Source organism: Streptomyces sp. XY431 (genome assembly GCF_001279805.1).
GTDB classification, from domain to species: domain Bacteria; phylum Actinomycetota; class Actinomycetes; order Streptomycetales; family Streptomycetaceae; genus Kitasatospora; species Kitasatospora purpeofusca.
The window spans coordinates 1-25,957 of record NZ_LGDO01000086.1 but is presented as its reverse complement, the minus strand read 5'-3'; the positions used below and the strand labels follow the sequence as shown (position 1 = coordinate 25,957).

21 protein-coding genes and 1 pseudogene are annotated in these 25,957 nt (G+C 73.9%); 4 read left to right on the top strand and 18 right to left on the bottom strand.

Annotated features, from left to right (window positions below):
- Window positions 1–341 precede the first annotated feature (341 nt).
- From ADK60_RS12045 to ADK60_RS12035, 3 genes are all read left to right on the top strand, one after another.
- Window positions 342–926, top strand: coding sequence for a sigma-70 family RNA polymerase sigma factor (locus ADK60_RS12045; RefSeq protein WP_107094587.1), 585 nt, complete (start codon window positions 342–344; stop codon window positions 924–926).
- Window positions 923–1,666 carry an anti-sigma factor gene (locus tag ADK60_RS12040; protein WP_053645552.1) on the top strand — a complete coding sequence of 248 codons (744 nt, stop codon included), beginning with the start codon at window positions 923–925 and terminating at the stop codon, window positions 1,664–1,666. The genes ADK60_RS12045 and ADK60_RS12040 overlap by 4 nt, the downstream gene beginning before the upstream one ends.
- Window positions 1,667–1,771: 105 nt before the next feature.
- A complete protein-coding gene (locus tag ADK60_RS12035; protein WP_053645550.1) occupies window positions 1,772–2,425 on the top strand; it encodes a carbonic anhydrase in 654 nt (217 codons plus the stop codon).
- A gap of 78 nt (window positions 2,426–2,503) precedes the next feature.
- Here the strand turns inward: ADK60_RS12035 and ADK60_RS12030 are convergent, their stop codons facing one another.
- From ADK60_RS12030 to ADK60_RS11975, 13 genes and pseudogenes are all read right to left on the bottom strand, one after another.
- Entirely contained in the window at window positions 2,504–3,331 is an 828-nt protein-coding gene (locus ADK60_RS12030) for a ferritin-like domain-containing protein (RefSeq protein ID WP_234371045.1), read from the bottom strand.
- Window positions 3,331–4,137, bottom strand: a complete 807-nt coding sequence (locus ADK60_RS12025; protein ID WP_053645548.1) for a ferritin-like domain-containing protein — start codon at window positions 4,135–4,137, stop codon at window positions 3,331–3,333. Before ADK60_RS12025 ends, ADK60_RS12030 begins: the two co-directional genes overlap by 1 nt.
- Window positions 4,138–4,306: 169 nt before the next feature.
- Window positions 4,307–5,329 (bottom strand): zinc-binding dehydrogenase, encoded by a 1,023-nt coding sequence (locus ADK60_RS12020; protein WP_053645546.1) that lies wholly within the window; start codon window positions 5,327–5,329, stop codon window positions 4,307–4,309.
- Window positions 5,330–5,413: 84 nt separating this feature from the next.
- On the bottom strand, window positions 5,414–5,998 hold the full coding sequence (locus ADK60_RS12015) for a TetR/AcrR family transcriptional regulator (RefSeq protein ID WP_053645545.1): 585 nt from the start codon (window positions 5,996–5,998) through the stop codon (window positions 5,414–5,416).
- A 171-nt stretch (window positions 5,999–6,169) separates the two neighbouring features.
- Window positions 6,170–6,550 carry a CBS domain-containing protein gene (locus tag ADK60_RS12010; protein WP_052709544.1) on the bottom strand — a complete coding sequence of 127 codons (381 nt, stop codon included), beginning with the start codon at window positions 6,548–6,550 and terminating at the stop codon, window positions 6,170–6,172.
- 110 nt (window positions 6,551–6,660) lie between these two features.
- Window positions 6,661–8,205, bottom strand: a complete 1,545-nt coding sequence (locus tag ADK60_RS12005; protein WP_053645542.1) for a DEAD/DEAH box helicase — start codon at window positions 8,203–8,205, stop codon at window positions 6,661–6,663.
- A 364-nt stretch (window positions 8,206–8,569) separates the two neighbouring features.
- Window positions 8,570–8,749, bottom strand: a pseudogene (locus ADK60_RS41750) (cold-shock protein); the annotation flags it as partial.
- A gap of 200 nt (window positions 8,750–8,949) precedes the next feature.
- Complete coding sequence (locus tag ADK60_RS12000; protein WP_053645540.1) at window positions 8,950–9,702, bottom strand: hypothetical protein; 753 nt, start codon at window positions 9,700–9,702, stop codon at window positions 8,950–8,952.
- A complete protein-coding gene (locus tag ADK60_RS11995) occupies window positions 9,699–10,349 on the bottom strand; it encodes a hypothetical protein (RefSeq protein ID WP_053645538.1) in 651 nt (216 codons plus the stop codon). Before ADK60_RS11995 ends, ADK60_RS12000 begins: the two co-directional genes overlap by 4 nt.
- Window positions 10,350–10,353: 4 nt before the next feature.
- Window positions 10,354–11,568 (bottom strand): putative T7SS-secreted protein, encoded by a 1,215-nt coding sequence (locus ADK60_RS11990; protein ID WP_053645535.1) that lies wholly within the window; start codon window positions 11,566–11,568, stop codon window positions 10,354–10,356.
- Window positions 11,568–11,867 carry a WXG100 family type VII secretion target gene (locus ADK60_RS11985; RefSeq protein WP_045942444.1) on the bottom strand — a complete coding sequence of 100 codons (300 nt, stop codon included), beginning with the start codon at window positions 11,865–11,867 and terminating at the stop codon, window positions 11,568–11,570. The genes ADK60_RS11990 and ADK60_RS11985 overlap by 1 nt, the downstream gene beginning before the upstream one ends.
- A 180-nt stretch (window positions 11,868–12,047) precedes the next feature.
- Window positions 12,048–13,466: a GlnX family signal transduction membrane protein gene (locus ADK60_RS11980; protein WP_053645533.1), complete on the bottom strand. Its 1,419-nt coding sequence runs from the start codon at window positions 13,464–13,466 to the stop codon at window positions 12,048–12,050.
- A 384-nt stretch (window positions 13,467–13,850) separates the two neighbouring features.
- The gene (locus ADK60_RS11975) at window positions 13,851–14,681 is read right to left on the bottom strand and encodes an SDR family NAD(P)-dependent oxidoreductase (protein WP_053645531.1); all 831 of its coding nucleotides are present in this window, start codon (window positions 14,679–14,681) and stop codon (window positions 13,851–13,853) included.
- A 586-nt stretch (window positions 14,682–15,267) separates the two neighbouring features.
- Here ADK60_RS11975 and kdpB point away from each other — a divergent pair.
- Window positions 15,268–17,514 (top strand): potassium-transporting ATPase subunit KdpB, encoded by a 2,247-nt coding sequence (gene kdpB, locus ADK60_RS11970; RefSeq protein WP_079008282.1) that lies wholly within the window; start codon window positions 15,268–15,270, stop codon window positions 17,512–17,514.
- Between the two features lie 26 nt (window positions 17,515–17,540).
- Here kdpB and ADK60_RS11965 read toward each other — a convergent pair whose 3' ends face one another.
- From ADK60_RS11965 to ADK60_RS11945, 5 genes are all read right to left on the bottom strand, one after another.
- Window positions 17,541–18,197, bottom strand: a complete 657-nt coding sequence (locus tag ADK60_RS11965; RefSeq protein WP_053645529.1) for a hypothetical protein — start codon at window positions 18,195–18,197, stop codon at window positions 17,541–17,543.
- Between the two features lie 140 nt (window positions 18,198–18,337).
- Window positions 18,338–18,991 (bottom strand): GAP family protein, encoded by a 654-nt coding sequence (locus tag ADK60_RS11960; protein WP_053645527.1) that lies wholly within the window; start codon window positions 18,989–18,991, stop codon window positions 18,338–18,340.
- Window positions 18,992–19,155: 164 nt separating this feature from the next.
- Complete coding sequence (locus ADK60_RS43285; RefSeq protein WP_159400401.1) at window positions 19,156–19,422, bottom strand: hypothetical protein; 267 nt, start codon at window positions 19,420–19,422, stop codon at window positions 19,156–19,158.
- 289 nt (window positions 19,423–19,711) lie between these two features.
- Window positions 19,712–20,125, bottom strand: coding sequence for a VOC family protein (locus ADK60_RS11950; protein WP_053645524.1), 414 nt, complete (start codon window positions 20,123–20,125; stop codon window positions 19,712–19,714).
- An 83-nt stretch (window positions 20,126–20,208) separates the two neighbouring features.
- Window positions 20,209–25,929 (bottom strand): non-ribosomal peptide synthetase/MFS transporter, encoded by a 5,721-nt coding sequence (locus ADK60_RS11945; protein WP_053645522.1) that lies wholly within the window; start codon window positions 25,927–25,929, stop codon window positions 20,209–20,211.
- Window positions 25,930–25,957: the final 28 nt, after the last annotated feature.

Genomic DNA, 25,957 nt, shown 5'->3' with positions numbered 1-25,957 from the left:
CGGCGACTCTAACGGAGCCCGGGGCCGGGGACGAGTACCCGGTCACTCTGCGAGACGGCCGCTCCGATGTCCGAGGTCGGGGCGGCCGGAGCACCGGTCCCGCGGCGATGGACCGGCTGTCCGGCACCCCGGTACGGTCGTCGCCCGTCACCCACCCACCGGCCCACCGGCCCACCGGACCGTCGGACCGCCGGGCAATCCGCCGGCCCGACGGCCGCGAATGACGATCGAGTGCTTTCCCACTGGACCCAGGAGGTCTTCATGCGCAGCTGCCGACCCGGCGGCAGGCCCCGGCTGTCGATCGCGGCCAGGGGTGCCGCCGGTCGCGGGGGGACGGGCCGGTGAACGCCGTCGTGTACCTCTCGGGTCCCCGGTACCGGGGCCCGGACCTCAAGGAACTGGTCGCCAGGACGGCGCTCGGCGACCAGGAGGCCTTCTCCCGGCTGTACGACGCGGTGGCCGGACCGATGCTGGGCCTGGTCCGGCGGGTGCTGCGGGATCCGGCGCAGTCGGAGGAGGTCGCCCAGGAGGTGATGTTCGAGCTGTGGCGCACGGCCGCCCGGTACGAGCCGGAGCGCGGTGAGGTGATGGCGTGGGTGCTGACGATGGCCCACCGGCGGGCGGTGGACCGGGTGCGGACGGTGCAGGCGGCCGCCGACCGGGAGCAGAAGGTGGCCGCGCGGTCGCACACGCCCGCGTTCGACGAGGTCGCCGAGCAGGTCGAGGGCCGGCTGGAGCGCGAGCAGGTCCGCCGGTGCCTCGAATCGCTGACCCGGCTCCAACGCGAATCGGTCACCCTGGCGTACTACCGGGGGTACACCTACCCCGAGGTCGCCGAGGTGCTGGGCACCCCGCTCGGCACCGTCAAGACCCGGATGCGGGACGGTCTGATCCGCCTGCGCGACTGCTTGGGGGTTGGTTCATGAACGCGGCACCCGACCTGCACACCCTCACCGGTGCGTACGCCGTGCACGCCCTGCCCCAGGAGGAGCGGGCCGCGTTCGAGCGGCACCTCGCCCGGTGCCCGGCCTGCGCGCAGGAGGTCGCCGAGTTCGAGGTGACCGCGGCCCGGCTCGGGGCCGCCGAGTCGGTGGACCTGGCTCCCGCGCTCAAGGCGCGGGTGCTGGCCGGCCTCGGGGAGATCCGCCAGCTCCCGCCACTGACCGCGTCCGCGGGCCAGGCCCGGCGCGCCTCGCGTCCGGCGCCGCGATGGCCCCGGACGGCGGTGGCCGCCTGCCTCGCGGTGGCCGCGGCCCTGGGTGCCCTCGCCGTCCAGCAGCACGACCGGGCGAACCGGGCCCAGGCCCAGGCGGGCCGCCTGCGCGAACAGCAGACCGCCGTCACCGGTGTGCTGACCGCCCCGGACGCGCGCACCTCCACCGCGGCCTCCGGCACGGCCGTCGGCACCGTGGTCTGGTCGGCCGGTCGCGGGCAGGCGGCCTTCCTCGTCACCGGCATGCCCGTCCTGTCCCCGGGGCGGACCTACCAGCTCTGGTTCAGCGACGGCGGCACGATGCGCCCGGCCGGACTGCTGCCCGCGGGCGACGGGCAGCTGCTGCTCACCGGGCGCGTCGGCGGCGCCGTCGGCGTCGGTGTGACGGAGGAACCCTCCGGCGGCTCGGCCAGTCCCACCGGTCGGCCCCTGATGCTGCTGCCGCTGACCTGAGCCGCTCGGCCGACACCTCGGGGGGAACCCGGCAGGCCGTCCGCCCACGACCCGGCGGACCGTACCGCCCGCGCCCGGCGAACGGGAAGGTCATAGTCTGCGGCCATGACCGACACACTGCCTCTGACGCCCCGCGAAGCCCTCGAGACGCTGCTGGCCGGGAACCACCGGTTCGTCACCGGCATACCCGAGCACCCGAACCAGGACGCCGCCCGCCGGACCGAGACCGCGCCCGCCCAGGCACCGTTCGCGGTGCTGTTCGGCTGCTCCGACTCCCGCCTCGCCGCCGAGATCATCTTCGACCAGGGGCTCGGTGACATGTTCGTGGTGCGCACCGCGGGCCACGTCACGGGGCCTGAGGTGCTCGGCAGCATCGAGTACGGGGTCAGTGTGCTCGGCTGCCCCCTGGTGGTGGTGCTGGGCCACGACTCCTGCGGGGCCGTCGCCGCGACCCGGGCCGCCGTCGCGGCCGGAACCACGGCTCCCGGCTATGTGCGGGACGTCGTCGAACGGGTGACCCCGAGCGTGCTGGCCGCCAACGCCGCCGGGCACACCGAGGACGCCGACTTCATCGCCGAGCACGTCCGGCACACCGTCGACCTGCTGCTGGAGCGCTCCCGCTGCCTCTCCGAGGCGGTCGCCGAGGGCAGCACCGCCGTGGTCGGCCTGTCCTACCGCCTGGCCGACGGCACCGCCCACCTGGTCACGGGCGGCGACGTGGCCGCGAACGTGGACGCGGCGGCCGTCGCCCCGGAGTGAGGCCCAGAGGTGCGGGCCCGGGCGCGAGGGACTCGACATCCCGCACCCGGGCCCGCACCGGTCTTCGGACGACCCCGCTCAGACGGTGAGCAGGCCGGGACCGGCGGCCTTGTCGACGGGCAGGAAGTCGTCGGGGACGGGGTACTGGCCCAGCACGTAGTTGAGGATCGCGGCGTGCATCGCCTCGACGGGGGCGATGCTGGCGGCGGTGGCGATCCCGCCGGGACCGGTGACGTTGTAGGTCGCGAACAGATAGGTCTGGGCGGCCTGGTCCTCCAGCGACAGGGCGAGCTTCGCGACGGTGGCGACGTCCGTGGCCGCGCCCAGGGCCTGGAGCGTGGCCGGCTGGTTGGACAGCGGCACATCCGTGATGGCGGGCTTGCCGGCACCGGTCAGGACCGAGTTCCAGACCTTGGCGTGGTCGGCGTGCTGGCCCATCGCGGTGGTGATGAAGCTCGCGACCGCCGGGGGGACGGTGCCGAGCTTGCCCGCCTTCGCGGCGTCCAGGGCCGCCTGGTAGGCGCCGACGGCCTGGTTCTCCAGCGCGGTGGCCAGCGCGACGACCTTCAGGTCACCGGTGTACTGCCCGGAGGCGGAGCCGGACGGCGATCCGGGTGCCGAGCCGGACGGCGATCCCGGGGCCGGCGCCGGCGAGCCGCCGGACCCACTGCTGGAGCAGGCGGCCAGGGTCAGCGCGGCGGCCGCGCCTCCGGCGCCGAGCAGGAACCGGCGCCGGCCCGGGTCGCGCGGCCCGTCGGCCGCACGGGCCCGGATCTCCCCCACCAGGTCCAGGGCCCCGGCCCGCATGGCCGGCAGGGTGTCCTGGTGCGCCTCGTGCATCTCGCGCGTCAGGCCCGTGAGTTCGCCCTCGCTGATGGGGAGCGCCCAGCCGCTCTCGGTGGTCATCACTTCACGGCTCCTTCGCTGATCGGGGAAGCGTTGTCGGTGTGGTGGAAGGCGTCGGGGAAGCCGACGCTGCCGGCCGCCGCGGGCAGCTTGGCCGGGTCCACCGGGATGGTGACCAGGTCGGCGGCGTTGCCCGCCAGCAGCGCCTGCACCGCGAGCAGGGTGGCACGGTGCTGGGCCTCCACCGGGGCCACCGAGGCGAAGAGCCTGCGCAGGTCGGCGTTGCTCACCTGGGACACGTTCCTGGTGTAGGTCTGCGCCGCCACGTCCTCCAGGGTGATGGCCAGCTTCACCACGTCCGCCGGGCCCTTGATGCCCGGCAGCGCCTGGTCCACCACGGCCTTGTACTTGGGGTCCGGGCCGTTCTGGGCCCGGCCGCCGGCCTGGGTCGCGGCGGCGTTGAACGCCTCGGCGTGGGCCTGGTGCTGCTGCGTGGTCTTCGCGATGAACGCGGCCACCGTCTTGTTGCCGTCCTTGATGAACGGCAGCCCGGCGGCGGTCCGGTAGACGCTCACCGCCAGGTTCTCGATCGAGGCGGCGGTCTGCAGCGCCATGATGTCGTCGGCCGTGGACCCGGACGGCGAGGGGCTGTCGGCGAAGGCCCGGCGCCCGCCGAGGAGCGCGACCGTCCCGACCGCCGCGGCGAGTGCCCCGCCGCGCTCCCACCACCGGCGCCGCACCGGCTCGACCGCCTGCCCGAAGTCGGCCAGCGCGCTCCGCGTGATCCGCGCCGCGTCGCTGTTCAGGTCCTGCGACTGCTCGGTGAGTTCCACCAGCAGCCGGGTGTCGATGTGCTCTGGAGGCATCGTGCTCCTGTCCCGCCCGGAGCCCGCCACTCGCGGGCTCGTACGTGATGCCTTCGGCCTCACCGACAGCCCGGCTTGCCCGACACCCCGGCGTTCACCCGAACGGGTGACGGGGCCGGTCCGGTGACGGGGCGGCCCGGTGACGGGGCCGGTCCGGCAACGCTCGGCCCTACGAACCGCGAACGCCGTCCGCGCCGCGGGCGCCGGCGGGTCGGTCGAGAGTGACGACCATCTTCCCCAGGGCCCGGCCCGCCTCCATCACCCGGTGGGCCTCGACGATCTCGTCGAAGCCGAAGACCCGGGTGGGGCGGGCCTTCAGGACACCGGCCTCGACCTGGGCGCAGATCGCGTCCAACGGCACCGCCGAGAGCGGGAAGGCCGGGCTGCCCAGGACGAAGGCACTGCCGAAGAAGCTGAACTGGACGCCACTGGGCAGGTCGGCGATCGGGTCGAAGTCCGCCACCGGTGCGAATCCGCCGAGGAAGCCGGCCTGGCAGACCCGACCGCGCGGCCCGACCGCGGCGAGCGAGTCACGCAGCACGGTGTTGCCCACCAGGTCGAGAAGCGCGTCGACGACCACGCCCCGCCGCTCGACCTCCGCCGCCAGGCGGCCGTCGTCGACCAGAACACCGGTGGCCCCGAGTTCCCCGAGCAGGGGCGCGTGCGCCGGGTTGCGGGTCGTGGCGAGCACCCTCGCTCCGTGCTGCGCACCGAGGTTGACCGCGGCCTGCCCGAGCGCCGAGGTCGCGCCCCGGACCAGCAGGGTCTCCCCCGCCCGGAGGGCGAGGTTGCCGTGCAGGGCGCTGTACGCGGTGGCGTACACCTCGGGCACCGCGGCCAGATCGGCCCAGGGCAGCCGCGTGTCCACGGCCACGACGTTCGTCGCCGGGACGGTGACCAGCTCCGCGTAACTGCCGTTGCGGGTCCGCCCCATGCCGCCGAGGATCGCCACCACCCTGGTGCCGGGCGGGAGTTCGCCGGACGGGTCGGCCTCGACCAGGCCGGCGCACTCGATCCCCGGCACAGCGGCCACCTGACCCCAGGCGCCGCTGCGCATGTACGCCTCGGCGTGGTTGAGGCCGAACGCCCTGATCCTGATGAGAATCTCGCCGGGCGCGGCCACCGGGTCGGGCAGTTCGGTGACGGTGAGCACCTCGGGGCCGCCGTGGGTGGAGATGACAATGGCCTTCATGTCCGAACCTCGTTCTTGAGTAGTCATTCAAGTATTGGGCCGAGAAAAGGGGCCGCCGCGTACGGCAGCCCCTTTGACGTGTCGTCAGGCGAGTGCGAGGAGGGCGTTGTCGACGATCGCGCGCAGGACCGCCTCGTCGGGATCGGCCTTGCCGACGACCATGAGCCCCTGGCAGGTCGCGACCAGCAGCTTGGCACTGCCACCCGCGTCCAGCGAGGGCCGGACCTCGCCCCGGCGGACGGCGTTCTCCAGCGCGTGGGTCATGCACCGCTCCAGGCGAGCCAGGTGGCCGCGCACGACGGCCGCCGCCTCGTCGTCCTCGGCGGCCTTCTCGATCGCCGTGTTGACCAGGAGGCAGCCCTGGCGCCCTTCGGGGCCGAGCAGGTCGCGCACCAGCCCGTCGAAGTAGCCGCGGACCTCCGCCACCGATGCCCCGGCCGCCTCCAGCTCGCCCAGTTTCTGCGGCACGACCAGCTTCGAGTAGCGCTCCAGCGACTTCACGAAGAGCGCGTGCTTGCCCCCCGGGAACGCGCTGTAGATGCTGCCCGGTTTGACGCCCGTGGCCTTCACCAGGTCCTCGATGGACGTGGCTCGGTACCCGCGCTCCCAGAACCGCCGCATCGCCTGGTCGAGCACGGCGTCGGGGTCGAACTCACGGGGTCTGGGCATGGCAGGAACATACATGAGCGACCATTCAAGAACAAGGGCCGCCACTGGGTCCTCGCCCCGGAATCCTCGCCCCCGGCCGGGCGGCAGGGTGCGGTCGGGGTGGGCCTGCTTCGAGCCCGCGAGCGGTTCGGATCGCGCCGGGTGGTGCCGACGCGATCCGGATGACCCGCTCTAGAGGCTGAACAGACCGACGGCGTGGCCGTCGTGGCCCACCACGGGCCACACGGCCAGGCCCCGGGCCCGCATGGCGGCCGCCGCCGTGGCGGCGGGCAGGTCGGCGGTGGCGAACGGGGCACGGTCGAAGGCGATGTCGCGGACCGGGATCCGCTCGGAGAGCCGGGAGCGGACCTCGAACGGCGCGAGGTGCGCGCGGGTCAGCAGCCCCGCGCAGCAGCCGTCGTCGTCGCGCACCAGGACATGATCGGCGCCGGAGCTGTGCAGGATGTCGATCGCCACGTCGACCATGACGTCGTCGCTGATCTGGAGCTCGGGGTGGCGCATGAGGTCGCCGACCGTGGTGGTGGTCGCGGGGCGTTCGAGGGTGAGCGTCATGGGCGGACTCCAGAGGGTCGGTTCCGGCGGGGGCGGGGCACAGGGGCCGGGGCGCAAGGGGCGGGGCAGGACCGGGAGCGCGGGTGGCGCTCCCGGTCCGGACCTGGTCCCTAGACGGCCGCGGTGGCGCGCCTCGGTGCCCGGCGGCGGCCCGCCGAACCCGCACCGGTACCGCCGCCGGCACCGGAACCGCCGACGGGGCGGGCGGGGCGGCTGCGCCGGTTGCGGTTCGCGGACGGGCCGCGGCGGGACCGTTCCACGACGGGGGCCTCGATCACGACGGGGATTCCGGTGGGCACCCGGGCACCGGTGATGCGGACCAGCTCCTCGTCGCCGGCGCTGACGCGGGTGGTGACCGGGGTGATGGCGGCGGTGGCCATCATCCGGGCCATCCCGCGGCGCTGGCTGGGCAGGACCAGGGTGACGACGGTGCCGGACCGGCCGGCCCGGGCGGTGCGGCCGCCGCGGTGCAGGTAGTCCTTGTGGTCGCTCGGCGGGTCCAGGTTGACGACCAGGTCGAGGCCGTCGATGTGGATGCCGCGAGCGGCGACGTTGGTGGCGATCAGCGCGGTGACCTGGCCGTTGCGGAACTGCTCCAGGGTCCGGTTGCGCTGCGGCTGGGACTTGCCGCCGTGCAGGGCGGCGGCCTTCACGCCGTTGGCGAGCAGGTCGTCCACCAGGCGGTCGGCGCCGTCCTTGGTGTCGATGAACATGATCACCCCGCCGTCGCGGGAGGCGATGTGCGCGATCGTGGCGTTCTTGTCGAAGTTCTGCACCTGCAGCACGTGGTGCTCCATGGTGCTGACCGCTCCGGCGGACGGGTCCACCGAGTGGGTGACCGGGTCCTTGAGGAAGCGCCGCACCAGGCGGTCGACGTTGCGGTCCAGGGTCGCCGAGAACAGCATCGTCTGACAGCCCTCGGCCACCTGCTCCAGCAGCTCGGTGACCTGCGGCAGGAAGCCCATGTCGGCCATCTGGTCGGCCTCGTCGAGCACCGTGATGCCGACCCCGTCCAGCTGGCAGTCGCCGCGCTGGATCAGGTCCTTGAGCCGGCCGGGGGTGGCCACCACGACCTCCGCGCCCCGGTTCAGCGACTGCGCCTGCCGACCGATCGACATCCCGCCGACCACCGTGGCCATCCGCAGCCGCACCGCATGGGCGAACGGCGTCAGCGCGTCGGTCACCTGCTGCGCCAGCTCCCGGGTGGGCACCAGCACCAGCGCCAGCGGGCGGCGCGGTTCGGCCTTCTGCCCGGCGGTCCTGGCCAGCACGGCGAGGCCGAACGCGATGGTCTTGCCGGAGCCGGTCCGGCCTCGTCCGAGGACGTCACGGCCGGCCAGCGAGTTCGGCAGCGTGGCGGCCTGGATCGGGAACGGAGCGGTGACGCCCTGGCGGGTCAGTACCGACAGCAGTGCCTTCGGCATCTCCAGCTCGTCGAACGTCTCGACGGCCGGCAGCGACGGGGTGGTGCTCACCGGCATCGCGAACTCGCCCTGCGAGGAGGAGCCCTGGCGGGAGCCACGGCCGCCGGAGGGCCGGTCGCCGTAGAAGGAGCTGCCGCCGGAGCGGGATCCGTAGGAGCCGCCGGAGGAGCGGCGGGAGCCCCCGGAGCGGGAATCGGTGTTGCGGTACGGGGAACGAGTGGAACGGTTCATGCGAAACCTTCCTTGGACGGCGCGTCGCAAGGGGGCTCCGCAGCGCAGAGCGCAGGCAGGAGGCCGCGAGGAACGGGCCGAAAAGTGTGGAGAGCGGAGCGTGGACGGTGAAACCGTGCGGCACGTCACCTGCAGTCGGCGCCCACCGCGGGAAGCGGGGGCGCGGAACCTCGAACCGTGAACTGTCACGGAAGGGCGCCGATCCGGACGCGGCGCTGGGCGTCTCGCGTGGGGATGGCAGCCGGTGGCCGAGCCAGGGGCCGGAACGGCCCGGGATGCGCGTCGTGGCGCAATGCCGAGGGGCCCGGACCGGACATGATGTACGCGGTTCGGGCCCCTCGCTACCAGGCGGGTGCCGTGGCAGCTGCGGGCCCTTCTGGCCCTGCGTGACGTCGAACTCGACCTTCTGGCCCTCGAGCAGCTCACGGAAGCCGTTGGCGTTGATGTTCGAGTAGTGGGCGAAGACGTCGGGGCCGCCACCCTCCTGCTCGATGAAGCCGAAGCCCTTTTCCGCGTTGAACCACTTCACAGTGCCATTAGCCATAAAGAAATCTCCTTCAAAGGGGACTTTCCGGAACGTGCACAGTGCGCGCTCCGAGTCACCGCGATGAGCACCCACCCGGGGAAGAGCCGGGAAACAAAAATGCGCCTGCCGAACACCAGCAGGCGCACACAAAGTTCATGGGAACCACTACTGCAACTAAGACGACTGTAGCAGGCCCGGACCTGCCGCGGACGGATATTTCACCCCCGGTTCGGCGTCAGCACGGTCCCGAAGGGGTCGGCACCCTCCGTTCCCGTCCCGGCTCCGGCCCCGGCCGGCGCGGACGGCGTGCCGTCGGCGGACGGGGCCGGAGGGGCGGACGGGGCGTCTCGCGCGCCCGCCGACCCGAAGCGGACGCTGCGCAGGACGGCGACCAGCAGCGGCGCATAGCCGTCCGCCCAGTGGTCCACGTCCGGAGTGGTCAGCTCGACGAGCAGGACCCCCGTCAGGGGAGACGGCAGCGGCAGGTGGGCCTTGGCGGACAGCAGCGGGACGCTCCGTCCGCCGCCGAGCTGCCAGCCCGGGGTCTGCTCCAGGGCGACGAGGACCGGGCCGGCCGGTGCTTCGAAGCGGCGCACGAGCCGCCGGGGCCCGCGTCCGCCGGCGGTATCCGGTGCCGGGGCGAGGATCTCGGCCAGTGCGGCGGCCACCGCCTCCTGCGGTGCGGGGTCGGCGGTCTCCAGTTGGGCGACGGTGAGCGTCGCCGTGGAGAGCCGGCCGTCGAGGGTGCCGACGCAGGTGCCCGACCAGATCGTGTCGAGTCCGCTCAGCGCCGCCGAGCCGGTCAGGTGGAGGTCGGTCAGCGCCCGGCGCCGGTCGGTGCCGAGTTCGGCGGCCCGCCCACCGAGCCGGTCCAGCACCAGTTCGTACGCCTCCTCGGGGTCGTCGGTGGCGCGGAACTCCTCGAAGACCGCCGGGACGTCGAACTTCACGGTGCCGATGTCCTGGTTCACCGCTGCTCCTCCCGACGGTTCGGGTCGGCCGGCGGCGGTCCGGGCGGCGGGACCGCCGCTCCCCCGTCGGGGTAGACCGGCCGGTGCGCGCGGGCCCGTTCCAGCAGCCGGTCCCGGTGGCGGGCGTACGGCCGTACGCCGAGCAGGCAGGCTGCCGCGAGCACCAGGAGGACGGCGCCGGCCACGGGCAGCGACCGGACGAGCACCAGCGCCGCGAGGGCGAGTGCGACACCGAGGCCGAGCAGGGCTCGAGGGCCGGGCCGCGCCTCGATCTCCGCCACCGAGGCCGTCGGCATCCGGTCCGGCGCGGGCCGCACCGGCCCCAGGCCCGGTGGCCAGCCCGGCGGTGTCCACACCACCGGCCCGCCGGGCCGCGGCGAGCCCCACGGCACGGGCGAGGGCACGCCCGGCCGCAGGTCCGGGCGGCGCATCCAGTCCGCCCGGGCGACCGCCCGCGGGTCCGGGTCGAGCACCGCCCGGACCCGGGCGCTCCCGAGGCGGTCGGAGAACTGCTTGAAGTGCTCCAGGCGGTAGCCGTAGAGCCAGCAGAGCCAGCGCATCTCGGCCTCGCCGAAGGAGAAGAGGTTGACGGGCCGGTCCACCTTCGGCCGGCCGTCCAGCAGCAGGGCCGCCGCGTTCAGGTCCATACTCTCAATTCCCCTTGCCTGCCGCTGCCTTGTCCTTCTGCGAACCGTCCTGCCAGGCGTTCTCCAGGCCGACGATCAACGGCCCCCCGGGCAGCAGCAGTTCGCCCCACTGGCGGCCGCCGCGCGGGAGGAACTGCTGGAGGCCCCCGGCGTCCTTGGACCAGCCGTCCAGGGTGATGCCCGTCCCGCCGAGGCTGACGCCGTTGCCGACCGCCTCGCGGGCGAACAGCGAGGCCGCCAGCTTCCCGGTCTTGCCGACCGTGCCGATCACCGGGACGACGCCCATCACGTCCACCGCGAGGCTCAGCGGCGGCACGTCCGCACCGGCCGCCTTCGCGACCGCGTGCGCTCCCAGGGCCGCCCCGGAGAGGCCCATCGACACCGCGCCGAGCCCGGCCGCGGCCACCTCCAGTGGCGGGAAGAACACCCCGGCCGCCGCGACCCCGATCGCGGCGAGGCCGACCAGGGTGCTGGCGTTGGACAGCAGGTCGCCGACGGCGGCGATCGCGTTGGCGTGGTCCTTGACCCATTGCGCCGCGTCCTTGGCGAGCTGGATGTGGGCCGCAGCGAGCTGCTTGACCCCGTCCATCAGCCTGCCGAACCAGCCGGGTCCGTCGGGTGCCGCGTCACCGGCCTTGCCGACCGCGCGCGCCGCCTCCTGGGCCAGGCGGTCGTGCTCGGCCCGCAGCTCCTCCGCCTGCGCGAGGACCGCGTCCAGTTCGGCGTCGGCGGTCTTCAGGCGGGCCTGCGCGGACCGGAGTCTCGCCGTGGCCTCCTCGGCCTGCTGTCCGTCCTGGAACCAGAGTCCGCCGAGGTCGAGGTCCGGGTCGTCCGCGGCCTTCTGCCGCTTGGCCTTGGCGGTCTTCGCCCGGGCCTCCTGGTCGTCGGCCCTGAGCTGCATGCCGGCGAGCTGTTCCCGCCACCCGGCCATCGTCGCGGCGGCGGACGAGAAGGAGGCGTGCGCGGTGTCCAACTGCCCCGGGAGCTTGGCGATCCGGGCCGAGAAGGCGTCCGCCGCCTCCCCCTGCCAGGCCTGCCCGTTGCGCGAGGCCCGCTGCACGCTGCCGCGCGCGTCGTTCAACTCCTTGGCCGCCAGCCGGAGATCCTTCACCAGCGTGTCGACACCGCTCAGGCTGCCCGGCGCGGGGTCGAAGCCCAGGGCGGGGAAGCCGTCCCGCTCTACCTTCGGTCCCCAACCGGGGAACCCCGGGCCCGCCATCAGGCGGCCGCCCTGCCGGTCAGCGTGCCCTGGATCACCGCATCGGTGTCCCGGTACGCCTTGGCCGTGGCGTCCAGGCCCGCGCCGATGGCGTGCAGCGTCTCGTTCAACTGCTTGAGCCCGAACTTCCATTCACCGCCGAAGTGCGCGCACGCGCCGTCCAGCGCCAGGTGCCCCGCCACCTGCGGCGAGGCCTTGTCGAGCGCGTGCATCGCACCGGCCATGCTGCCGGTCGCCTCGCGCAGCTCCTGCGACACCTGGCCCAGCTCTCCCGCGTCGACCCTGAACCTGTCCGCCACCGCTCCCCCATCAGCCCCGTACGAATGATCACCGGCACGCTAACGGCCAACTCCTGGATGCGAAGCATCCGTTGACGAATTCCTGACGCGCCCCGAACGTCCTTCGAACGCTTCGAGGGCTTCGCACGTGTCGGACGGGGCGGACCGGTCGGCGGGACGTCACGACCGCCGAACTCCGCGTCAGGCGAACTCCCGCAGCCTGGGCCGGACTCCGAGGACGGCCAGGGCGAGCGCGGCCGCCAGGAGCACACCGCCGACGGCCGCCGTCGTGGCGTCGAGGTCCTCGTCGGTGGCGGCCACCGCACGGTCCATCGCGTGCTGGTTGACCGCCTGGACGTCGTCGAGCGCCGTGGCGAGGAGGCCGAAGTCGGCGTTGGACTGGCCGGCGCCGAGGCCGGTGTTGAAGGCGACGGCCTCCTTGAGGCGGCCCTGCGCGTTGAGTTCGCGGATCCTGCGATCGTCCCGCTGGTAGGCCTGGAACGCCGCCAGTACCCGCTCGGCCGCCTCCTGCTCGCCGGCGAAGGTGATGTTCCGCAGCTCGTCGCCGAGGAACCCGCCGAAGCCGACGGTGGCGTGGTCGGCGCGGTGGCCGTCCGCCAGGGCGGCGAGCCTGTTGTTGTAGCTGCCGAGGGTCGTGCCGTCGACCCGGGCGAAGGACTGGGTCTTGTCGAAGAAGCTCTGCTCGTACGCCGCGGCGCGGGCCGGGTCGGTCAAGTAGCGGCTCTCGTCGGCGTTCAGGTCGTACGCCACGGCGCGGGCCCGGCCCAGCGCGATCACGGAGTCGTAGGCGTTGCTCTTGGCGACGACCAGTTGGTGCTCCGCCCGGGAGGCCAGGGTCAGCCCGGTGATCAGCCCGGCGAGGGTCAGCAGGGCCGCGACGGCCAACGGCGGGTTCACCAGCCGGCGGAAGCGCACCGTCAGCACGCGCTGGAGGACTCCCAGGGCCACCAGCGCGAGCAGGCCGGTGACCAGGATCCACCACCGGCCGGTGCCGAGGTCGCCCCGCTGGGATCCGTAGATCCGTTCCACGGTGGCCGAGTTGGCCGTGGTGACCTCGTCCACCGCCGGCAGCAGGCGCTGCCGCAGCAGATCGGTCGCCTCCCGGTAGGCCGCGAGCGCCTCCGCCGACGGCTTCCCTGCGGGCGGCCTCGCCTGCTCCTCCAACAGCTGGGCACGGGCCACCCGGCCCTCGTAGCGGCCGAGTTCACCGATCACGGTCTGCACCGCCCGCTGCCCGGCCGGGTCGCCGACCACCGCCTCGGCGACCCGCTGGAGGTCGGTGTCGGCTCGGACACGGCTGCGCTCGTAGGTGTCCAGGGTCTGCTCGCGCAGGGCCGCGAAGTCCGGGTCGGCGCCGAACAGCAGCAGATTGGCGGCCTGGGCGTCCATGTCGTTGAGCGCGAAGTACAGGTCCGCGGAGCGCACCACCTGCGGCGCGGCACGGTGGCCGATGGTGTCGGTGCCCTCCCGCGCCCCGCCCAGCACGGTCGCGGTGACCGCTCCGGCCGTCAGCAGCACGGCCAGGCAGATACCGGTGAGGCCGCGCACCAGGCGCGGGGTGTGCCACCACGACCGGTGCAGCCAGCGGTAGGAGGCCACTCCCCCGCGGGATTCCCGGTGAGGTCTCCAGTGACGGGGGGCGCGCACCGCGGGTGCCGGACCGGACGGTTCCGGGCCCGCCACCCCCGGCGAACCCGTTCCCACCACAACCGATCCGCCCGACGTGGCCGTTGGCATCGCCGCGCGCCCCCCTCCCCTGTATTCACTGGCCGCCGAAACGGCCCCGGAGGAACCGCCGGGGCTGGGATTCGGCACGGCGCGCCGCCAGTCGTTGACCCTGGTGGCGAACCGTTTCCTCGGTGCTGACGCTACGGTCGGCGGAGGTGCTCCCCGCCGGTTCTGACGTCCTCTTGACGGCCCGCCCCGCGATCTTGACGCGTTCTTGGCGCCGAAGCCGCGGTTCCGGCGGGGCTCGGGCGGGGCTCAGGCGGGGCGGCCGACCAGTTGGTCGGCGAGCTTGGCGAGGCGCTTCTGCGAGCGCTCCTCCTGCACGACGGCGGCCGTCGGGGCGAGCTCGCCGCCGTCGTAGTACTCGCCGTTGACCAGCTCGGTGGAGGGCAGGCAGAGCCGGACCACGGCCGCCGCGCCCTCGGCCGCCGGTGCGCCGACCCGCCCGTACAGCGGGAGCAGCGCGGTGTCGCACAGCCCCGGGTTGAGGCTGACGGCGGTGATGCCGGAGCCGGCCGGGGCCATGTCGGCGGTGGCCATGGTCAGGGCGAGCTGGGACTGCGCGTAGGCGGCGACCCGGGAGTACTTCTTGACCCGGTGCGGGTCGGTCCAGTTCATCGAGGCGGTGCGGTGGAGGGAGGAGGAGACGTTGACGATCCGGGCGTCGCCGGCGGCGGAGAGCGGGGCGCGCAGGAGTTTGGCGAGCAGGTGCGCGGCGAGGAAGTTGACCTGGAGCGAGACCTCGTTGCCGTCGTCGGTGAGGGTGCAGCGTTCGGGGGCCATGGCGGCGGCGTTGTTGACCAGCAGGTCGAGGGCCGGGTAGTGCTCGACGACCGTTCCGGCGAGCCCGGCGACCTCCGACAGGCGGGTGAAGTCGGCTGCCAGTTCGACCAGTTGCTCCCGTCGGGCGCCGGCGGCGACGAGGCGCTCGACGGCGTCCTCGGCCTCGGCGGTGGTGCGGGCGTGGACCAGCACGGTGGCGCCGAGCCCGGCCAGCAGGCGGGCAGTGTCCCAGCCGATGCCGGAGGAGGCGCCGGTGACGAGGGCGGTGCGGGACGACAGCGTGGACAGAACAGCGTCGGACATGACCCATCCAAGGGTGGCGGGCACCGCCGGGGTGCCGGCAGGCGTGACGGGTCACGCCCCCGGGGGCCGGCGGTGCGGAGAGGGTGGAACGGTGGGAAAGGCGTCCGCCTCCCCGCACACGGCGGCGGGGAGGCGGGCGTCCTCGAGCGGCACACGCCGGAGGCCCAGGGGTTGTCGGACAACCCCTTGCGGGGAGGCAGGAACCTACCGGACGGTGGCGACCGCGACAGCGACGACGCGCGGCCGCGGATGCGGCGGGCGGTCGTGGTGGCGTGTCGAGCGGTTCATGCCCTCCATCCAACGCGACTCCGCGGCGCCCCGGCAAGCCCCGCCGGCCGCTCTGATGCGGCCCTGACGGCTTCCTGACGAGCCCTTGACGTACGGTCGTCCAGCAACAGGCAGCACGGCCCGGCCGGGCGTCGGACGGCCGCGTCAGAGTCGCGTCAAGGACACCCCGCACGATGCCAAGCCGGCGTCAAAACGCGCGTGGCCCCCAGGGGTTCGGTGCTTCGCTGTGCGGCGTCCCCGTTCCCCTCGCACCGGGCCGCCCGCTCCCCGGGCGGCCTCCGGAAGGTCGCCAGCACCGATGCGCCGTTCGGCTCCCACCTCACCGGACACCACCACCGACCAGGCCGGGCCCCGGCCCGACTGGTTCCGCCGTCGGAAGGACGCCGGCACCGAGCCGGAGCCCCCGCACCGGCACCGACACCAGCACCGGCACCAGCACCCGAGCCACCGGCCCGGCTCCGGACGGCCCGACTCGGGACGGCCCGGGCGGCGCCGGCTGATCACCGCCCGCCAGCTCCGGGAGGCCCTGCCGGCCGCGGTGCGGAAACTGCACCCGCGCACCATGGCGAAGAACCCGGTCATGCTGGTCGTCGAGACCGGATCCGCCCTCACCACGCTCACCGCCGTCCTTCACCCGAGCGTCTTCGCCTGGATGATCAGCTTCTGGCTCTGGCTCACGGTGCTGTTCGCCAACCTCGCCGAAGCCGTCGCCGAGAGCCGGGGCAAGGCCCAGGCCGACTCGCTGCGCCGGGCGCAGGCCGGCACCACCGCCCGGCGCCTCCTGCACTGGCGGGTCGGCACCCGCGACCACCGCCACGAGAGCATCCCCGCGGAGGAGTTGCTGCTGCACGACATCGTGCTCGTCCCCGCCGGCGAGGTGGTCCCGCGCGACGGCGAGGTGGTCGAGGGCGTGGCCGCCGTCGACGAGTCGGCGATCACCGGCGAGTCCGCGCCGGTGATCCGCGAGTCCGGCGGCGACCGCACCGCCGTCACCGGCGGCACCCGTGTCCTGTCCGACCACCTGGTGGTCCGGATCACCTCCCGGCCCGGGCAGAGCTTCATCGATCGGATGATCGCCCTGGTCGAGGGCGCGAACCGGCAGAAGACGCCGAACGAGATCGCGCTCAACATCCTGCTCGCCTCGCTCACCGTCGTCTTCGTCCTCTCCGTGGTCTCGCTGCAGCCGATGGCGATCTACGCCGGGTCCCCGCAGACGACCGTCGTCCTGGTGGCGCTGATGGTCGCGCTCATCCCGACCACCATCGGCGCGCTGCTCTCCGCGATCGGCATCGCCGGCATGGACCGGCTGGTCCAGCGCAATGTGGTCGCGCTCTCCGGCCGGGCCGTCGAGGCGGCCGGCGACGTGGACGTGCTGCTGCTCGACAAGACCGGCACCATCACCCACGGCAACCGCCGGGCCACCGCCCTGCACCCGCTGCCCGGCGCCACCGCCGAGCAGCTCGCCGAGGCCGCCCAGCTCGCCTCGCTCGCCGACGGGACACCCGAGGGGCACTCCGTCGTCGAGCTGACGAACCGTCAGTACTGGGTACCGCCACGCCCCGAAGGCGAACTGGGCGAGCGGACCGATGTCCCGTTCACCGCGCGGAGCCGGATGAGCGGCGTCGACCTCGCCTGGCCCGACGGCGCCACCTGCCTGATCCGCAAGGGCGCGGCGAACGCCGTGGCGCAGTGGGTGGTGCGCTCCGGCGGGCGACTGCCGATGGAGGCCAAGCCGCTGGTCGACCGGATCGCGGGCGACGGCGGCACCCCGCTGCTGGTGGCCGTCCACGACCGGCACGGCGCCCGCGCGCTCGGGGTCGTCGAGCTGAAGGACGTGGTCAAGGAGGGCATCGCCGAACGGTTCGCCGAACTGCGGCGGATGGGTATCAGGACCGTCATGGTCACCGGCGACAATCCGCTCACCGCCCGGGCGATCGCGGCGGAGGCGGGCGTGGACGACTTCCTCGCCGAGGCCACCCCCGAGGACAAGCTCGCCTACCTGCGCAAGGAACAGGCGGCCGGGAACATGGTCGCGATGACGGGCGACGGCACCAACGACGCCCCCGCCCTCGCCCAGGCCGACGTCGGGGTCGCCATGAACACCGGCACCCCGGCCGCGAAGGAGGCCGGCAACATGGTCGACCTCGACTCCGACCCCACCAAACTGATCGAGATCATCCGGATCGGCAAGCAGCTGCTCATCACCCGGGGCGCGCTGACCACCTTCTCGATCACCAACGACGTCGCCAAGTTCTTCGCGATCATCCCCGCGATGTTCGCCGGCTCCTACCCCGGCCTGCGGCACCTCAACGTCATGGGCCTGCACAGCCCGACCTCGGCCATCGCCTCGGCGATCGTCTTCAACGCCCTGATCATCGTCGCCCTGATCCCGCTGGCCCTGCGCGGCGTCCGCTACCAGCCCGCCGACGCCACCGACCTGCTCCGCCGCAATCTGCGGGTCTACGGGCTCGGCGGCCTCGTCCTCCCGTTCCTCGGCATCAAGGCGATCGATCTGATCATCGAGTTCCTCCCCGGCCTCGACTGAGCCCACCGGCCCGCGACCCTTCGCCCTCAGTACCGCTGGGCCTGCGCGACCCGGGGCACCAGCGCCTTGTCACGGTCGAGCGGGCTGAAGGCCGTGGGGGTGGCCGTGGCCCCCGGGGCAAGGTCCTTGACCCCGAGGAACGTGGTGTCCACCACCTGGTCGCCGTCCAGGAACTCCACCTTGATCGCGTAGGACGCCGTGGCCGCCGTACTGTTCACCACCGTCACCGTCGCGGCGTTGAGGCCCGCGGTCTGCGCCTTGGGCAGACCGGTGATCGTGATGTCCGACAGGGCGTTGCCGGTGCCCTCCGTCCCGGACAGCACCGCTTGCGCCTCGGCCCGGCCGGCGGCCAGCTGTGCCGAGACGGACGCCTCGAACGAGGCGGCCGCCGCCGACCGCGAGGCCTCGGCCCGGGAGGCGGCGGCGGACGCCGCAGATGCCGCCGCCGACGCCGATTCCAGCAGCGAGGACTTGGCGGAGGCCACCGAGGAGGGCAGCTCTCCGGAGAAGGAGCCGGCGTCCGGGGAGAACGGGCGTGAGGACGCCGTGGACGGGGCGGTGGTCGACGACGAAGCGCACCCGGCGGCGACCAGTACCGAGCCTGCGAGCGCGATCGCGGCGAGGCCGACCCGGCGGTTCGGCCCGCCGGACGCCCGCTCCCGCGCATGGAGGAAACGCTGCATGGGGGATCCGCCTCCGCCTCACGGTCGGGCCACCACCGGCCCGATCCTGTTCCCCACCAGCCTCGGCGCGGTGCGGCGCGACCGCCAGCCGGCCTGGTACGCGCAGGTGGCCGGCCCCGGGCCGGACCCGGGCCCGGCGGTCACAACCCCGACACCCCGTCGAGCACCAGAAGGACGCCGATCACCGCCAGGACCACGGCCGTCACGGCGCCGTTGTGCAGTTCGAGCCATGTCCTCACCCGGCCCAACGGGACGAGGACGCGCTCGCCCGCGGCGAGGTGGAGCAGCAGCGGGAGCGCGACGGTGGTGGCCGACAGCGCGGTGAACACCGCCACGGAAGCGACGGTCCGCAGGGACCCCAGCTCGGCCGCGCCGATCGCCAACCCGGCGGCCGCCGACATCAGGACCACCTTCGGATTGACCCCCGACAGCAGCACCCCCAGCCGCAGGGCCTTGGCGGGCGTGGCATCCGTGAGCGTCCTCATCCACCCCGGGGTGCCGTTCGCCGCACCGGAACGCCACTGCCGCACGGCGGCCAGGAGGAGCACCGTGCCGAGACCGGTCTTGGCCCAGGACGCCCAGGTCGGCGTCTCCTCGTGGGCCTCGACGAACACCGCGAGCGCGGCGAGGGCGGACGCGACCGCGAGGATCCCGGCCACCCAGCCGGCCAGGAACATCCCGGCGGCCGCCCTGGGCCGGGGCGTGAAGAGCAGGAAGATCGCCGGGACGACGGGGACCGGCGACAGGGCGATGCCCGTCGCGAGCGGAACGACCTCGCCGATCACGGCGTCCACGGGCTTGCCTCCTCCCGACCCCGGAGCCCCGGCGATCACGGACGGGCCGGGCGCCACGGGAGCGCGGGACGCCACGGGAGCGCGGGACGCCTCGGGACGCCCTCGGCGCCGGTCTCCCTGCTACGAACCTACCCGCGCCACCGGCCCACCGCCGCTCGCGCGGCTCAGTGGTCGGAGTCCCACCGGGCTTCGAGCCGCCGGGTACCGTCCGGGGCCACGACCGGCCGCCAGGTCGCGCTCGGCCCACCGCCCCGGCGGGCGGCACCGGCCGACCCCGAGGCCGACGCGCCGCCCACGGCCTGGAGCACCGTGCTGTCGAGCGGGCTGTCGGCGAGCCTGCGGACGATCGCCGCCAGGGTCGACCCCGCGGACTCCCAGCCACGGGTGCCGGGGTGGAGCGGCCGGCGCTGGAACACACTGATAACGGTCACGTGGACCTCACCTCCGGTGGGACACCCTTCGCCTCTACGGCTCGAACACCCCGAGGCTAGTCCGGGCCGGATTCCCGCCGACCTGCTCCTGATGCTTCCTTGATTCCACCGGGTCCGTTACTGACGACGCACTGACACCGACGACGGCCACCGGCAGGACCGGCGCATGATGCCTCGTCAATCTCCGTAGTTCACTCAGCGATCATCTCTGCGCGGAGTTCCGCAGTACCCGGGACCGCGCGGCACGCGCCGCACCGGCCCCGGGCGAGCACCGGGCAGGGGACCGCGGCTACTCCGCGTACGGCTGGTCGGCTCCCTGGGCGCTGTAGCCGAGGCTCCAGATGTAGCCGTCCAGGTCGGTGAAGCTGCCGCCGTACCCGCCCCAGGGCAGGGCACCGGCGGGCTTGAGTATCGTGGCGCCGGCCTTCGCGGCCTGCGCGATGATCTCGTCCACCCGCGCCTCGCTGCGGACGACGTAGGTCAGCACCAGACCGCTGAAGCCACTGCCTTCGGCGTCCGTGCCCACCTGGTCGGCCAGACCCTTGCGGTCGTAGAAGCCGACCGGCGAGGCGCCGTCCGACTCGAAGAAGACCGAGATGCCGAAGTCGTTCTCGATCTTCCAGCCGAGGCCCTCGGTGTAGAACTGCTTGGCCCGGCCCAGGTCCTGGACACCGAGGAGGATCGAGCTGACGTGCGCTTTCATGCCTTGCTCCTTGCATTGCGGATGCAGACGTGCCGAACAACCGGCCGCCCAGGGCCCTTGTTACCGTTGCACTTGATCATTCGTCAATCCGTACGACGGGCGCGGATCGAGGAATGTGACAGACGGTCGGGCAGAGCACGGTCGGACAGGGCGCGGTCGGACAGAGCCCGGTCGGCCGCGGCCTGGAGGGTGTCGAGGTCCTCGGCGATCTCCGCGCCGGTGACGGCGTCCGGCAGCTCGTCCTCCATGTACCGCAGGGGGCGGTAGGACAGGCCCAGAACGGCCCAGCCGATCAGCAACGCCCCGCAGGCGACGAGGAGCAGGCCCGTACCCCGGCCGGGCCCGGTACCGAGGACCCGGCCCACGGTGCCGGCCAGCGCCCCTCCCGGCTCCAGCGTGCCGGAGAAGAACTCGGCGAGGGGTGGGGCGGTGAGGAAGGCCAGCGGGGTCATCGCGACGGCGAGCATCTGATTGGTGGCGAGCACCCGGCCCTGGAGGTCCGGGCCGACCTTGAGCTGGATGATCGCCAGCCAGTGCGCGTTGAGGATGCTCATGGACGCCCACCAGACGAGCGCGCCCACGGCTGCCAGCGTCACCGACGGACGCACGCCGACCAGGACGACCCCCAGGCCGACACCGACCACGAACCCCACCATGCCGGTCGCCCGCCGTGCGGTGCCGCCCCAGAGCGCCACGATCAGGCTGCCCGCCACGGCCCCCGCGCCGCCGACCGCGGTGACCACGCCCACCGCGGTGGTGCCGCTGAAGGAGAGCACGCTCGGGACCGTCAGCGTCACCGCGAGCGTGCCCAGGTAGTTCTCCACCATGAAGAACACGATCATGACCAGCAGCGGACGACGCCGGGCCAGGAACCGCCAGCCGCCGACGACGGTCCGGGCGAAGGACTCCTCCTGCCGACGGAAGAGCCGGTCGGGGAAGCGCACCCACAGCAGCGCGGCCAGCCCGACCAGGAACGACGCGACGTCCACGGCCACCACCCAGGGCAGGCCGACCAGCCCGATCAGCGCGCCGCCGGCCAGCGGGGCGATCAGCGTCCCCAGACCGGCGCCGAGGTTGGCCAGCCCGTTGGCCTGCACCAGGTACGGCTTGGGCACGAGCTGGGCGACGGCCGCCAGGTAGGCCGGCCGCCGGAACGCGGTCACCAGCGACATGACGCCCACGATCAGACCGACCTGCCAGAGCGCCAGGCTGCCGCTCCACAGCGCGGCCACCAGGGACACCGTGGCGGTCGCGGAGACGGCGTCGCAGGCGAGCATCACCCGGCGGCGGTCGATCCGGTCCGCCACCGCGCCGCCCAGCGGCCCCGCGACGATCGCCGGGAGCATCGCGAGCATGCTGATCAGGGCGTAGTCGAGGACCCGCCCGCTGCGCTGGTAGGCCCAGACGCCGAGGGCGAACGAGGTCAACGCGCTGCCGATCAGCGAGACCGTCTGGCCCGCGGCGACGAGGTAGAAGTCCCTGAGGTCCCGCCGCGCCCTCCCGCCGACGACCGTGACGTCCGCGATCGGCTCCGGCAGCAGGCCGCCGGCCCAGGCACCGAGCCGCTCGCCGACCAGCGCGGCGAGCTGGGCGGCCTGGTGCTTGAGGAAGTAGTGCCCTGCTCTGGGGAGGGTGGCCAGCTCGACCCGGTCGGCGAAGGCCCCCCACTCCGCGAACCGCTCCTCGTAGAGCTCCGTGGACCGGTCGCGTTCGCCGATCAGGCAGAGCACCGGCGCGCGCAGCCTGCGGGCGTCGGGCCTGGTCAGTTCGCCGGTGAACCAGCCCTGGGCCTGGTCCACGTCGTGGCGCAGCGCGCGCAGCATGGTCCGCTGCGCCGCGTCGGCCGCTTCACCGTTCGCCGCGCTGTTCCCGTCGCCGTCGCCGTTGCCGGTCCCGTCGCCGTCGTCGTCGATGCCGCCGAGGGTGCGCAGGAAGTCCCGGTAGGCCCGGTCCGAGGTCCAGCGGGTGGCCGGGAACTTGCCGCGCAGCCAGGTCGACAGCCGCCCCGGCAGCCGCGCACCGGGGAAGCTGCCGCCGACCAGCAGGCCCGTCACCGGGACGCCCTCGGCCTCCAGGCGCAGCGCGAGTTCGGTGGCCGCGGCCGAGCCGACACAGTGGCCGTACACCACCACCGGGCCGGGGCCTGCTACCGAAGCCGGTCCGGCCGGCTCGGCCAGCTCGGCGACCACCCGGTCGATCAGCACGGTCAGCGGGAGCAGCGGCTCCTCCGGGCGGGCCGGATCGTGTCCCGGCAGTTCCACGGCCAGTACGGCCGCGCCGGGAATCGCCGTGGCCAGTTCCGCGGCGAGCGGGCCGTAGGCGGCGGCCGAACCGCCGCCGTAGGGGAGGCAGACCACGGTGACGGTCGGCAGCCGGCCGGGCGGCGGACCTGCCAGCCGGTGCAGCAGGCGACGTTCGCCGTCGGGCCCTCCCGCCTCGGCCGCGTCGAGGAAGGCGGCCAGCTCGCGAACGGTCGGCCGGGTGAACAGGTCGATCACCCGCAGTGTCGGGTCGATGGCCCGGACCGCGCGCACCGCCCGGAAGGAGTCACCGCCCAGGGCGAAGAAGTCGTCGTCGATACCGATAACGGCGCCGATACCGGTGCCGACTCCGGTGGCCGTGCCGTCGGCCGCGCCCGGTTCGAGGACCTGCGCCCAGGCCCGGGCGACGCGCAGCTCGGTCGGCGTGCTCGGGGCGATGTGCCCGGCACTCGCCACCGGCTCGGGTGCGGGCAGGGCCGACCTGTCCACCTTCCCGTTGGGATTGAGCGGCAGCGCGGGGAGCACGACGATCGCCGAGGGCACCATGTAGTCGGGCAGTCGCCCGCGCAGGGCCGTGCGCACGCGGGCGACGTCCACGGCGGCCCCGGGCGCCGCGGGAGTCACCCAGGCGGCGAGCCGTCCGGCGTGGGCCTCGCCGACCGGCAGGACGACCGCCTCGGCGAGCTCCGGAAGGTCCCGCAGCGCCGTGGCCACCTCGCCCAGCTCCACCCGGAAGCCGCGGATCTTGACCTGGTCGTCGACCCGGCCGAGGAACTCGAACAGTCCGGCCTCGGTCAGCCGGACCCGGTCCCCGGAGCGGTAGCACCGCGCCTTGCCGGTCACCGGATCGGGGACGAAACGCTCGTCGGTCAGATCGGGGCGGCCGAAGTAGCCGCGCGCCACGCTCGGCCCGCCGATCCACAGCTCGCCGGGCACCCCGGCGGGCAGCGGCCGGCCGTCGGGGTCGACCACCCAGCAGTCCACGTCCGCCAGCGGCCGACCGATCGGAACCGTCCCCGAGCGCCGGCCCGGCGGGGTCTCCTCCACGGCGCAGCCGAGCACGGACACCGTGGTCTCGGTGGGGCCGTAGTGCACCTGAACGGCCAGCTCGGGCCGCGCGGTCCGGATTCTGGCCACCAGGTCCCAGGAGCAGGCCTCGCCCGCGAGAACGAGCAGCTTGCGCGGCAGCACGCGGCCGAGGTCCCCGTGGGCGGCGAGCAGTTCCAGGTGGCTCGGCACCATTTTGACCGCGTCGACCGGGTGCGCCTCCAGATACTCCCCGTACGCCTCCGGGTCGGTCGCCACCTCCCGGTCCACCAGGTGCACCGTGCCGCCGGTGGTCAGCGCCCCGAACAGGTTGGTCAGACCGAGGTCCGCCGCATGGGTCGACACCAGGGCGAACGAGCCTCCCGCGACGTCGCAGCCCGCCAGTCGCTCCGCCACCGCGTGCAGATAGTGGGTGATCTGCCGGTGCTCGACCGTGACGCCCTTGGGGCGGCCGGTGGAGCCCGAGGTGAAGATCAGGTAGGCCGGTGCGGCCGGATCGACGGGCACGCCGGGTGCCGTGTCGTCGGGCTGTTCCGGCGGTCCCTCCGGGGCGGACGGATCGTCGATGACCAGCAGCTCCGGAGCGGCGGCGGCAGGGCCCGAGCCGCTGCGCCACGGGAGGCGCTCCGCGAACTCCCGCTCCGCCAGGACGATCCGCGCGCCCGCCGTCGTCAGGATGTCGGCCAGCCGGTCGTCCGGGTAGGCCGGGTCGAGCGGCAGGTAGGTCGCGCCGGCCTTGAGGGTGGCGAGCAGGGCGACCACGAGCGGGGTCCGGCGGTCGGCCAGGACGGCGACCGGGTCGTGCGGTTCGGCTCCGGCCGCGAGCAGCCGGTGCGCGAGCCGGTTCGCCCGCCGGTCCAGTTGCCCGTAGGTGAGTACACCGTCGGGGCCCACGACCGCCGTCGCGTCGGGCCTTTCGGCCGCCCAGCGCTCGACCGGGCTGTGCAGCGGCCGGGTGAGGTCGAACTCCCGGCGCGGCCCGGAGAGCAGCGGTCCGTCCACCGGTTCCAGCGCCACCGCGCGCACGGGGCGGTCCAGATCGGACAGCACTCCGTCGAGCAGGACCGCGTACCACTCGGTGATCCGCCGCGCGGTGTGCTGCTCGAAGAGGTCGGTGCGGTAGATCAGCGACCCCTCGTAGGTGTCGCCGGTGGCGCCCGGGGCGTGGGCATCACCCGTCGCGTCGGCGTCGCCCGGGCCGCTCGACGAGGTGGCCGTGAACGCCAGGTTCAGATCGAACTTGGCCGTTGTCGCCGGCGGTGCGAAGACCCTCGCCGCCAGCCCCGGGAAGCGCGGCGCCACCGCCGGGGTGTCGATCACGTTGAGGAGGACCTGGAAGATCGGCGTGGTGGAGAGGTCGCGCGCCGGGCGCAGCCGGTCCACGATCCGCTCGAACGGGACCTCGGTGCGGGCGAAGGCCTCCAGCGCCACGTCGCGCACCCGGTTCAGCAGCTCCCGGCCGCTCGGCCCGCCCGACAGGTCGGTCCGCATGGTCAGTGTGTTGATGAAGAATCCGATCGTGCGCTCGGTGTCGGGATGCCGTCGTCCCGCCTCGGGCACGCCGACCGGCACGTCGTCGACGCCCGACAGCCGGGCCAGCAGCTCCTGCCAGACCGCGAGCAGCACCATGAACGGCGTGCAGCCGACCTCGGCGGCCCGCCCGCGCACCTTGGCGGTCAGAGCGGGAGGCAGGACCACCGGCAGTTCCGCGCCCTTCCGGTCCGCCACCGCTGGGCGGGGCCGGTCGGTGGGCAGGTCGAGGACCGGCTCCAGACCGGACAGCGCACGCACCCACCAGCTCAGGTCGGCCTCCGCGCGGTCCCCCTCCTCCGGCCGCCGGGAGAGCCAGTGCGCGTAGTCCGCGTACTGGACCGGCGGCGGCGCGGGAGGCTCGGCGAGCCCGAGCCGGGCCGAGTAGAGCGCCGCCAGTTCCGCCACCGCCACCGTCCTCGACCAGGCGTCGAAGGCGATGTGGTGGACCGTCAGCGCCAGCACGTGTTCCTCGGCTCCGAGCCGGAGCAGCATCGCCCGCACGGGCGGTTCCACGGCCAGGTCGAACGGCCTGCGCAGATCCTCCCGGAGGCGGCGGTCCAGCGACTCCCGCCCGCCCGGCCCGGTCAGATCGACCTCGGCCAGCGGCACCGCGTCCGCCGGACCCGCCACCGTCATCGGCTCGCCGTCGGTCTCGACGATCAGGCTCCGAAGGACCTGGTGCCGTTCGGCGAGGTCCCGCACCGCCCCCAGCAGCGCGGCGCGGTCCAGCGGTCCGCGCAGGTGCAGGGCGACCGGGATCTGGTAGGCGGTGCTCTCCGGATCCAGCTGGGTGAGGAACCACAGCCGTGCCTGTGCGGCCGACAGCGGGGCCGGCGCGTCCCCGTCCGGCCGGGCGGGTATCGCCGGGATGCTGCGCGCCGCGGTGCGGCGGGCCGAGGCCAGCCGGGCCCGCAGGGCGTCGGCGAGCCGGGGGTCCCGCCGCTCGGCGGACACCTCGGTCATGCGGCACCGCCGGCGGGGTGGGAGGCGG

Coding starts and splice junctions, on each gene's coding strand:
- ADK60_RS12040 (WP_053645552.1), top strand. CDS start 923: ATGAACGCGGCACCCGACCTGCACACCCTCACCGGTGCGTACGCCGTG.
- ADK60_RS12035 (WP_053645550.1), top strand. CDS start 1,772: ATGACCGACACACTGCCTCTGACGCCCCGCGAAGCCCTCGAGACGCTG.
- ADK60_RS12030 (WP_234371045.1), bottom strand. CDS start 3,331: ATGACCACCGAGAGCGGCTGGGCGCTCCCCATCAGCGAGGGCGAACTC.
- ADK60_RS12025 (WP_053645548.1), bottom strand. CDS start 4,137: ATGCCTCCAGAGCACATCGACACCCGGCTGCTGGTGGAACTCACCGAG.
- ADK60_RS12020 (WP_053645546.1), bottom strand. CDS start 5,329: ATGAAGGCCATTGTCATCTCCACCCACGGCGGCCCCGAGGTGCTCACC.
- ADK60_RS12015 (WP_053645545.1), bottom strand. CDS start 5,998: ATGCCCAGACCCCGTGAGTTCGACCCCGACGCCGTGCTCGACCAGGCG.
- ADK60_RS12010 (WP_052709544.1), bottom strand. CDS start 6,550: ATGACGCTCACCCTCGAACGCCCCGCGACCACCACCACGGTCGGCGAC.
- ADK60_RS12005 (WP_053645542.1), bottom strand. CDS start 8,205: ATGAACCGTTCCACTCGTTCCCCGTACCGCAACACCGATTCCCGCTCC.
- ADK60_RS11995 (WP_053645538.1), bottom strand. CDS start 10,349: ATGGACCTGAACGCGGCGGCCCTGCTGCTGGACGGCCGGCCGAAGGTG.
- ADK60_RS11990 (WP_053645535.1), bottom strand. CDS start 11,568: ATGGCGGGCCCGGGGTTCCCCGGTTGGGGACCGAAGGTAGAGCGGGAC.
- ADK60_RS11975 (WP_053645531.1), bottom strand. CDS start 14,681: ATGTCCGACGCTGTTCTGTCCACGCTGTCGTCCCGCACCGCCCTCGTC.
- kdpB (WP_079008282.1), top strand. CDS start 15,268: ATGCGCCGTTCGGCTCCCACCTCACCGGACACCACCACCGACCAGGCC.
- ADK60_RS11965 (WP_053645529.1), bottom strand. CDS start 18,197: ATGCAGCGTTTCCTCCATGCGCGGGAGCGGGCGTCCGGCGGGCCGAAC.
- ADK60_RS11950 (WP_053645524.1), bottom strand. CDS start 20,125: ATGAAAGCGCACGTCAGCTCGATCCTCCTCGGTGTCCAGGACCTGGGC.
- ADK60_RS11945 (WP_053645522.1), bottom strand. CDS start 25,929: ATGACCGAGGTGTCCGCCGAGCGGCGGGACCCCCGGCTCGCCGACGCC.